We start from the raw sequence: 9,429 nt of genomic DNA, 5'->3' as shown, positions 1-9,429 counted from the left end.
TTTACATTCCCTATTATACATAGATTAAATTAAATGTTCAATATTTTTGCGCGAAAAATTTACAACTTTGAAACAATAGTAATAAATTTCCTCATTCATTTGTGGTATAATGGTGACTTATAAGCCTTTTGCGGGCAAATCACTCGTGTTACTTATTGTAATATTTGATTATTTTCGATGATTTATTCTCAAAATCACTTTTATGAAATAACAATATAAGGGAGATTTAGTAAAATGCGTAATAGATTTGGGAAAATTTTTTATGGGTTTTTAGGTTCACAGATTTTAGTTTTTATTCTTTCACTTGTCTATCAGCAGAGCATAACTTTGCTAAGTTATATTAATATCTCTTTTTATATTGCTAGCGTACTCCTGTTTACTTCTCTTATAGTCTATACGGTTAACTCTGGTTTTTTTGACGCAATTTCCTTTTCTTTCCGGACCGTTTTTGCTGGTAAGGAAGAAGGCGAAAAGAAGAAATCCTTTGATGAGATGACTCCTTTATCCGAACTGGTTACCATTAATGCAAATCCTCTTTTAATCGTTGGATTGTTAGATTTTATATTAATGCTTGCCGCACTGTACATTTATTATTTGTAAAAATCCTTCTGGTACTCTTGCTTATCATGATTGATTTGATTATAATCATTTTTAATAAAAGATTAAAAGCAATGATGAAGAGTAGTACACTTGTTAAAGGCTTTTCAGAGAGTTTGTGGTTGGTGGAAACAAACAGCCTGGCAATTGGAATGGACTTTTGAGCTTCTGGTTTGAACTTAAGTAGATCCAGGCGTAATCCTGCGTTAAAGGAATCCATGCTTTATTGAGGCATGGGCAGAGTGACTCATTCGTGAGTAATTAGGGTGGCAACACGGACCATTCGTCCCTAGATATTAGGAGCGAATGGTCTTTTTTGTGTTCTTTTTTCTTCTGTTTCTTATGTCATTGCAAACAAATTCAGACAGAATGAGAACAAGATATTTACTTATAGGAGGAATTTATTATGGAGACTATTTTTTCTGGCATCCAGCCGAGCGGAACCATCACACTTGGTAACTATATCGGCGCATTGAAGCAATTCACAGAACTGCAGGAAGAATATAACTGTTATTTCTGTATCGTTGATCAGCATGCGATAACCGTCCCGCAGGACCGTTTGCAGCTTCGCAAAAACATTAAGAGCCTCGCAGCATTGTACATCGCCTCAGGAATCGATCCTGAAAAAGTAACATTATTCATCCAATCGGAAGTGCCGGCACATGCACAGGCTGGATGGATGATGCAATCCGTCGCCTATATAGGTGAGCTTGAAAGGATGACCCAATTCAAGGATAAATCCACCGGGAAAGAAGCAGTCTCAGCTGGTTTATTAACGTATCCACCGTTAATGGCAGCCGATATCCTTCTATATAATACGAATCTCGTGCCAGTAGGCGAAGACCAAAAACAGCATTTAGAGCTGACAAGGGATTTAGCTGAACGATTCAACAAGAAATACAATGACATTTTTACGATTCCAGATGTTCGAATCGCTAAAGTCGGAGCAAGAGTCATGTCCTTACAGGATCCATTGAAGAAAATGAGCAAATCAGATCCGAACAGCAAGGCCTTCATCTCAATGCTCGACGACCCTAAGCAAATTGAAAAGAAAATTAAGAGTTCAGTAACTGACTCAGAGGGTATCGTGAAATATGATAAAGAGAACAAGCCTGGCATCTCAAACCTTTTGTCCATCTATTCTATCTTAACCGGCAAAACAATTGCTGACATTGAAAAAGAATATGATGGTAAAGGGTACGGAGACTTTAAGGGAGACCTTGCGAAAGTTGTTGTCGATGTAATTGAACCAATCCAGAAAAAATATTATGAGCTAATCGATTCACCAGAGTTAGATGAAATTCTTGACCGTGGTGCTGAAAAAGCAAACTTTGTCGCAAACAAAATGCTAAAGAAAATGGAGAATGCGATGGGTCTTGGGCGCAAGCGCAAGTAAGAACAAAAAGCGCAAGCGCCTTGGTCAGCCCCGATAAGCGCTGCCCGCCAATAACGCCACGTCCTTTGGCTGGGGGTCTAGCACATCGTGTGCCTCGGAGGACCGACAGGTGAAGTCGTTCTTTGACTTCATCAGGCGGACAGAAGCGTCTCGAGGGGCTAGGCGCTGGAGCTGGATTTATAAAAACTTTATTATTTCCTAAACAATAATAGAAACGGAGCTGATAATAAGTCAGCTCCGTTTTTTCATAATAGTTATCAATTTACCTTAGGGCCGTGCTCCATTTCCCAAAGTTTTTCGAAAAAGGATTGCCCTTTGATGATGTTTTCACAAAACTTCTCGTGTTTATGTGACCAGCCAAACTTAGTCTCTTCATATAACCGTTCCCATACCTCTTCAAATCCAAGGCGTTGAATTTCTTCATATAATTCAGGTTTCCATTCAGTGAACCAGTAACGGACTTCAGCCACATTTTTCGAGGAACTCAACTGGTCCATGGCCATGAACAATAATTGCTTCAACTGTCTTTCCTTACGCGTCAGCCCTCTCATTAAATCCGGTGATGGCGATAAAATATGGAAGTCCTTTAAAGCACTTTGATCATTGAACCCATATTGGATAGTATCCTGATTTTCAATCATTTCGTACACGAGCTGCTCCTGGCGCGGGATAAGCCGACTCTTTCGAATTGGGATATTATAGCCGATGGTGTCAACAGCCAGTATGCCAGTTCCATCGGAAACAACGAAACAGTAATCAAGCTGTGTACGTTCATGGTTTTTCCTCAAATATGCCTTACGGTAAATGTCATCCAGAAGCTGTTGTGGTAACTCTGATAAATCATTCTCAATGTAATTAAATAACAGATGGTCAATCTTAAGGAGCGGCACCTGGTCAAGCAGCTCTACTCCATCGTCCTTCCGCCATTCGTGGAAATGGCAGACATTATAGCCGTTCTCTTCCCCTTCGAACCAGTTTACCCAGACATCATGAAGATACAACATGATTATATAACCCCTCACTTCAAGAAACTGTTTGTCCATCAGTATGGGCATCACTTAGTAAAAATATTCCTTAAAAGGAAGATCAATTTATATCATTATTATGAGGCCAATAAATGCTCAACCAAATAATCCCGATTCCAGCTGGCAGCAAGTAGCACTCCACTCTCCGCGATACAAAAGCTAAATACTCATCCAAACCGTGCCCAGCTACAATCATATTCAAATACGCGATTGCGCTGATGCCCCCAGATACAGCCAGTCCAAAACCAATCGTCAAAACAAACAGTCTAAAAATCATCGGACTGACTCAATTCATAATAGAAATTCAAATAAAACACTTCCCTCACCCCGGCCTGTCCATTTTTATCATATATATGAAGGAAGGTGGCGGGAAAGTACTGAAAGATGGTTTAAATGTAGATGAAGAAATAGGCCCAACTCCTTGAAAGTACAGCAGCGTCTCTAAGGAAAGATTCCGAGTATGTGTTACTTTCTAACTATAATGCTGTCTTGCACGACCCTTGGGGTGACTTCGGACATTTTATGCGGTTCCAATGATTGTTTTGGCCGAACATGGGGTGACTTCGGACATCTCATGCTGTCTCAGTGGTATTTTGGCCGAACATCCTCTAATAGAAAAATAGCCAAAATAAAAAATCTACCGTTGTATGGTAGATTTTTTAACGGCGTGATCTTGGATTCAATGCCTCTTTTAAACCTTCACCTACGAAGTTGATTGACAAGATCGTGAGTGTGATGGCAAGTGCTGGTGGAATCCAGATCCACGGCTTTCCTTGTAATACGTCTGGTTCATTTGCGAATGCTAGCATGTTACCCCAAGATGGAATCTCGGAAGGTACACCAAATCCTAAGAAGCTTAGTCCTGTTTCTGCGACAATCATGGAAGCGAACAGGATTGTTGCCTGTACGATGATTGTTGAAAGGACGTTCGGGAGTAAATGCTTTGTGATTACTTTGAATGGTGAGCATCCGATTGAGATGGAAGCAAGAATGTATTCATTCTCCTTCTCTGCTAAAATCTTGCTTCGGACAATCCTCGCTACCCCACCCCAGCTCAGCAAGCTGATAACTATGATCAGGATAACAAGACCATTGATTTTACCATGGAAGATTGTAGCCAATACGATAACAAATACCAGGAACGGGAAGTTCAACACGAAGTCAGTGAAACGCATTAGCATGCTGTCAACGATTCCGCCAAAGTATCCTGCAATCGATCCTACAATTGTTCCAAAAAAGATTACAAATAGTGTACAGCTAATTCCGACTAAGAGTGATACCCTTCCGCCGTATAACAATCTGGTAAAAACGTCACGCCCGTTTTTGTCCGTTCCCAGCCAGTTCTCTGCAGATGGCTTTAAGGACATTGAGCCAATGTTGATTCTTGTAATATCTGTTGTTGTAATGTATGGAGCCAGGAAAGAGACAATCATTACGAATAACAAGAAGATCAAGCTTGTCATCGCCAACTTGTTCTTCACAAATTTTCTTCTAGCGATGGCCCAAGGAGACATGCCTTTTTCCGGCTTCAGTTTAATCTGTGTATTTTTTGCTGTAGAAACTTCCATAGCCATCCTCCTTAATCCAGCCTGATTCTTGGATCAACGATTCCATATAAAATGTCTGCAATCAGGTTACCAAACAGTGTCAAGAACGAGAACATCATTGTCAGGGTCATTAAGACTGGATAGTCTCTTTGGCTGACTGAGTTCAAGAATAACTGACCAAGTCCCGGATAAGTGAAGATCGTTTCGGTAATGATTGCTCCACCGACCAAGTTGACAATGTCAAATCCAAGAAATGTAACTAAAGGGATAATTGAATTTCGCAAAATGTGCTGATTGTAAATCTTGCTTTCCGCTGTGCCTTTAGCACGTGCCGTCCTTACAAAATCCTTACGACTGTTTTCTATAATATCATTACGCAGGAACTGCGTATAACTTGCGGTACTCAGTAATCCTAAAACTACTGCAGGCAGGAATACATGATGGATTCTGCTCATCCAGTAGGCTGCTGTTCCTTCTGTTATTGAGATATCAACCGATCCATTTGATGGGAACCATCCCAAATTGAATGAAAAGAAATAGATAGCAAATACACCAGCTACGAACGAAGGGAGTGCCAGCCCTATATAGTTGGCTGTACCTATTGCGTTATCGCCAAGGGTATATGGTTTTCTTCCGGCATAAATACCCATGAGTAATGCTAGTATATAGGTTATTAAAATACTGGTAAAACCTAGAAAGATAGTATTTGGCAAACGTTCTGCAATGATTTCGCTTGCCGGGATCTTATAACGGGTTGATTTCCCGAAATCGCCCTGCATGAAGTTTGTGATCCATGTGAAATATTGTTCGTGGATTGGGTCATTATACCCTAGCTTCTCGCGCATCTCCGCTATGTATTCCGGATCCGTATTGTTCGGATCGATTTCCCCACTGAGTGAGTCCCCTGGCATAAGTTTCGCCAGGGAAAACACTACGATGGAGATAAGGAAAAGCATAGGAATCATGCCTAGTATGCGTCGTAAACTGTATTTAAGCATATGCATTCTCCTTAACTGAATAGGTGGTACCTAATTATTGCTTGATCCACCACTCGTGAGGTGAGTTAGAACCAGAAACATCGAACTTAACGCCTTGAACGCGTTTAGAAACAGCCATTACTTCTTCTAGTTCAGCGATTGGAAGTGCAGGCACTTCTTCGTTGAAGATCTTCTGCCAGTCAGCATATAGCTGTGCACGCTTTTCAGTGTCAGTTCCAACTACTTCTAGGTCAACAGCATCTTCAAGAAGCTTTTGAGCATCTTCATTTACCCAACGTGGGTAGTTCCATACAGATTCAATACCCCAAAGTGGTAGTGGATCTGGATCTGCGCCAGTTCCCCAGCCGCCGTAGAATACTTCGATTGCAGGATCATCTTTTTCAAGCTGATCATAGTAAAGGTTAACATCAGTCATTTGAAGCTCAGACTTCAAACCAACTTCTTCCCAATACTGAGTCATAGCTTTTGCACGTGCTTCGAAAGTAGGGTTTCCAGTTGCATAGTGAGAGAACTTAACAGTGAACTTTTCACCTTTTGGATCTTCACGGAATCCGTCGCCATCTTTGTCAACGTATCCAGCTTTATCAAGAAGTTCTTTTGCTTTTTCTGGGTTGTATTCATATTGAACAGGCATATCTTCGTTAGCTGCAGCAATCCAGTGTGCAGATGGGATAGGACGGTTTAACGGCTTTCCTAGTCCGCTGAAGAACGCTTTTACCCACTCTTCACGATTGATTGCATAAAGCATAGCTTGACGAAGCTCTTTGTTTTGATACTTTTCTTTATCCATTACGTTTTTCTTGCCATCGTATTTACCTAATTTGAAACCAACATAGTAGTAAGATAAGCCAGGGAATCTTACAACTTCAACGTTATCAAGTGCTTCGATTTCTGGAAGAACTGTTGGGTGGAATGGAGTCATGTCAAGAGTTCCATTCTTAAGTTCGCCAGTTGTTAGAGAAGTATCGATAACTTTAACAATGATTTTTTCGATATACGGCTTGCCTTTCCAGTAGTCTTCGTTACGAGTAAGCTCTACTGATTCACCAGGGATAACTTTTGTTACTTTGTAAGGACCAGTTCCTACTGGATTAGTGCGAACCTGCTCAGAAGCAGCCATGTCCTTAGGAGCGATTCCTTCGAATTCCTTGCGAGAAAGCGGATAAGCCCACACATTGTCAAGGTTGTTTACACGAGCCTTGTCAAAAGTGATTTTCAAAGTGTAGTCATCTACAACTTCAAGACCAGAGATCTTGTCAGCTTTACCTTCGTTGAATTCTTTAACACCTTGGATAGTGTTAACGTTAGACCAGCGCTGGTGTTCTCCACCAAGAGTAGCGATTGTTTCAATAGCGAATACCCAGTCATTAACTGTTAGTTCTTCGCCATTGTGCCATTTTACGCCTTTTTCAAAAGTAAATGTGAAAACTTTGTTATCGTCAGTTGTCCAGCTAGCAATGTTTGGCTGAGCTTTAAGGTTTTCATCATAGTCGATCAATGCATCGTCGAAGAATGCGATGATATCATCGTCTCCATCAGCATCGTAGAAGTTCCAGTTCAAAAGGCCTTTGAATTCAGAACTTAAAGCGTAAGTCAATGTACCGCCTTCTTGCGGTCCTGTTTCTGCTGCAGTATCCTTGTCGTCTTCTTTTGGATCAGTTGTTGTCTTCTTTGTGTCTCCTCCGCTGCACGCAGCAAGGAATGTTGATAAAACCAATACTAGCATAGCTAGCCAAAGCAATGGTTTCTTCATGGTTTTCCCCCCGTTTTTCTTATATTTTTGTAAAAATTATTGCCCTAGTAAAGGTGGCAAGCAACTCGGTGTCCTGGCTTCACCTCCTTTAAAGCTGGCTTCACTTGAGAACACTCTGCCATAGCTGCCGGGCAGCGCGGATGGAAGGGACATCCTGTCGGAGGATTCAATGGACTTGGAACATCTCCTTCAAGTACGATCCTTTCCTTCTTCCTGCGTGGATCCGGCATTGGAATGGCTGAGATTAAAGCCTGTGTATATGGGTGGAGCGGCTCAGCATACATGCTGTTGCGATCAGCAATTTCTACCATATTGCCGAGATACATTACGCCGATCCGGTCACTCATATGCTTAACGACACTAAGGTCATGAGCGATAAATAAGAAAGTCAGGTCGAATTCCTTCTGAAGCTCCTTCAAAAGATTGAGAACCTGGGATTGCACGGATACGTCGAGTGCTGATACCGGCTCATCTGCAATGATAAGTTTCGGTCTGAGCGCCAGCGCCCTGGCAATGCCGATCCTTTGTCTCTGCCCGCCTGAAAATTCATGGGCATATTTATAGTAAGCATCTTCAGGAAGACCAACTTTTGTCAATAAATCCATTACTTCATCTTTAAGGTCCTTCAGGCTTGCATTCTTGAAATTCCTGATAGGTTCTGAAACAATGTCCCCGACCATTTGCATCGGGTTCAGTGAAGCATAAGGATCCTGGAAGACCATCTGGATATCCTGGCGGATCGCCTGGAGTGTCTTGCCTCTTAGTTTAGTGATATCCTTGCCTTCAAAGATAATTTCGCCATCAGTTGCATTCAGCAGGCGGATAATCGTCCTGCCTGTTGTAGATTTACCGCAGCCTGATTCTCCTACAAGTCCCAATGTCTCACCCTTTTTAATTTCGAATGATACATCATCGACTGCCTTTACATTGCCGACTGTGCGGCGGAAAAAGCCACCTTTTACAGGATAGTAGGTTTTTAGATTCCTAATTTCCAGCAAATTCTCTTTTTCTACTAAAGTTGTATTGCTCATTATGCCTTAACCCCTTCTTTTGGCATACTTGCTTCATATAGAATGCACGCCACTTCATGTCCTTGCTCGACTTCTCCAAGCTGTGGAGTGATACTTGTACACTCTGGCATTGCTTTCGGACAGCGGTTTGCGAATCGGCAACCAGTTGCCGGCATGTTCTTAAGTGACGGGACAATCCCTTTGATTGAGCTTAATTCTTCTTTTTCCTCGTCCATTTTCGGAATGGCACCCATCATCAGTTCTGTGTAAGGATGCTTTGGATTATAGAAAAGTGTGTCAACATCAGCTCGTTCAACGATCCGGCCAGCATACATTACGATGACTTCATCACACATTTCAGCAACTACGCCAAGGTCATGCGTAATCATGATGACTGACATATCATTTACTTCCTGGATGCTCTTGAGCAAGTCAAGAATCTGGGCTTGTACAGTAACATCCAATGCCGTTGTAGGCTCATCGGCAATCAAAAGCTTCGGCTGGTTAGCGATGGCCATCGCGATCATGACCCTCTGTCTCATACCGCCGGATAGTTGGTGAGGGTACTCATCGACAATTTTTTCCGGTCTGGAAATACCAACGCTCTTCAGCAGTGCAACGCTTTTTTGCCTAGCTTCTGCTTTGGAAATTTTCGTATGGTTGAACAATACTTCCTGAAGCTGGAATCCGATTGTAAAAACCGGGTTCATCGATGTCATTGGTTCCTGGAAGATCATCGAGATATCGCGCCCGCGGATTTTATTCATTTCCTTTTCGGACATCTTTTCCAGGTGGACTCCTTCGAAAATGATTTCCCCACCGCGGATTTTGCCAACCCCTTTTGGCAGGAGTTGCATGACTGAAAGGCTCATAACCGATTTTCCGCACCCTGATTCGCCAACAACCCCGACAATCTGCCTTGGTTTGACAGCAAAACTGACCTTGTCTACAGCGTTATAAAATTCGCCATCGATATCAAATGCTGTTTCAAGGTTCTTTACCTCAAGCAAAGGTGCATCTTTATGTATTGAATAGTTGCTCATTGGGACACCTTCTCACATTTAAATAATAAAATATTCTGCAAATTCGATATATTTTAATAA

Annotated in this window: 9 protein-coding genes and 1 other annotated feature; of the genes, 2 read left to right on the top strand and 7 right to left on the bottom strand. The window is 41.8% G+C overall.

Annotated features, from left to right (window positions below):
• Nucleotides 1–234: 234 nt before the first annotated feature.
• Nucleotides 235–600 (top strand): DUF3899 domain-containing protein, encoded by a 366-nt coding sequence (locus ACH0QE_RS18280; protein WP_415801919.1) that lies wholly within the window; start codon nucleotides 235–237, stop codon nucleotides 598–600.
• Between the two features lie 62 nt (nucleotides 601–662).
• Nucleotides 663–891, top strand: a binding site (T-box leader).
• 109 nt (nucleotides 892–1,000) lie between these two features.
• A complete protein-coding gene (trpS, locus tag ACH0QE_RS18275; RefSeq protein WP_415801920.1) occupies nucleotides 1,001–1,993 on the top strand; it encodes a tryptophan--tRNA ligase in 993 nt (330 codons plus the stop codon).
• Nucleotides 1,994–2,250: 257 nt separating this feature from the next.
• On the opposite strand, the gene ACH0QE_RS18270 is transcribed toward trpS, so the two are convergent.
• The 7 genes from ACH0QE_RS18270 to ACH0QE_RS18240 all read right to left on the bottom strand — a co-directional run bounded on the left by ACH0QE_RS18270 (nucleotide 2,251) and on the right by ACH0QE_RS18240 (nucleotide 9,369).
• A complete protein-coding gene (locus tag ACH0QE_RS18270) occupies nucleotides 2,251–2,997 on the bottom strand; it encodes a YjbA family protein (protein WP_415801918.1) in 747 nt (248 codons plus the stop codon).
• 82 nt (nucleotides 2,998–3,079) lie between these two features.
• Nucleotides 3,080–3,295 carry a hypothetical protein gene (locus ACH0QE_RS18265; RefSeq protein WP_415801917.1) on the bottom strand — a complete coding sequence of 72 codons (216 nt, stop codon included), beginning with the start codon at nucleotides 3,293–3,295 and terminating at the stop codon, nucleotides 3,080–3,082.
• Nucleotides 3,296–3,677: 382 nt separating this feature from the next.
• Nucleotides 3,678–4,586, bottom strand: coding sequence for an oligopeptide ABC transporter permease (gene opp4C / locus ACH0QE_RS18260; protein ID WP_415801916.1), 909 nt, complete (start codon nucleotides 4,584–4,586; stop codon nucleotides 3,678–3,680).
• Nucleotides 4,587–4,597: 11 nt separating this feature from the next.
• A complete protein-coding gene (opp4B, locus tag ACH0QE_RS18255) occupies nucleotides 4,598–5,563 on the bottom strand; it encodes an oligopeptide ABC transporter permease (protein ID WP_415801915.1) in 966 nt (321 codons plus the stop codon).
• 34 nt (nucleotides 5,564–5,597) lie between these two features.
• Nucleotides 5,598–7,316, bottom strand: coding sequence for an oligopeptide ABC transporter substrate-binding protein (gene opp4A, locus ACH0QE_RS18250; protein WP_415801914.1), 1,719 nt, complete (start codon nucleotides 7,314–7,316; stop codon nucleotides 5,598–5,600).
• Between the two features lie 44 nt (nucleotides 7,317–7,360).
• Nucleotides 7,361–8,347, bottom strand: coding sequence for an ABC transporter ATP-binding protein (locus ACH0QE_RS18245; RefSeq protein ID WP_215037073.1), 987 nt, complete (start codon nucleotides 8,345–8,347; stop codon nucleotides 7,361–7,363).
• Nucleotides 8,347–9,369, bottom strand: coding sequence for an ABC transporter ATP-binding protein (locus tag ACH0QE_RS18240; RefSeq protein WP_023615280.1), 1,023 nt, complete (start codon nucleotides 9,367–9,369; stop codon nucleotides 8,347–8,349). The genes ACH0QE_RS18245 and ACH0QE_RS18240 overlap by 1 nt, the downstream gene beginning before the upstream one ends.
• Between the last annotated feature and the right edge of the window lie 60 nt (nucleotides 9,370–9,429).

This window comes from Mesobacillus sp. (genome assembly GCF_047739415.1).
In the GTDB taxonomy this organism is placed as follows: domain Bacteria; phylum Bacillota; class Bacilli; order Bacillales; family Cytobacillaceae; genus Mesobacillus.
The sequence above is the reverse complement of the archived record's forward strand: the minus strand, read 5'-3'. Positions and strand labels throughout refer to the sequence as shown.

Excerpts from the sequence above, each read along its gene's own strand:
- ACH0QE_RS18280 (WP_415801919.1), top strand. The coding sequence starts at position 235 with ATGCGTAATAGATTTGGGAAAATTTTTTATGGGTTTTTAGGTTCACAG.
- ACH0QE_RS18270 (WP_415801918.1), bottom strand. The coding sequence starts at position 2,997 with ATGTTGTATCTTCATGATGTCTGGGTAAACTGGTTCGAAGGGGAAGAG.
- ACH0QE_RS18265 (WP_415801917.1), bottom strand. The coding sequence starts at position 3,295 with ATGATTTTTAGACTGTTTGTTTTGACGATTGGTTTTGGACTGGCTGTA.
- opp4C (WP_415801916.1), bottom strand. The coding sequence starts at position 4,586 with ATGGAAGTTTCTACAGCAAAAAATACACAGATTAAACTGAAGCCGGAA.
- opp4B (WP_415801915.1), bottom strand. The coding sequence starts at position 5,563 with ATGCTTAAATACAGTTTACGACGCATACTAGGCATGATTCCTATGCTT.
- opp4A (WP_415801914.1), bottom strand. The coding sequence starts at position 7,316 with ATGAAGAAACCATTGCTTTGGCTAGCTATGCTAGTATTGGTTTTATCA.
- ACH0QE_RS18245 (WP_215037073.1), bottom strand. The coding sequence starts at position 8,347 with ATGAGCAATACAACTTTAGTAGAAAAAGAGAATTTGCTGGAAATTAGG.
- ACH0QE_RS18240 (WP_023615280.1), bottom strand. The coding sequence starts at position 9,369 with ATGAGCAACTATTCAATACATAAAGATGCACCTTTGCTTGAGGTAAAG.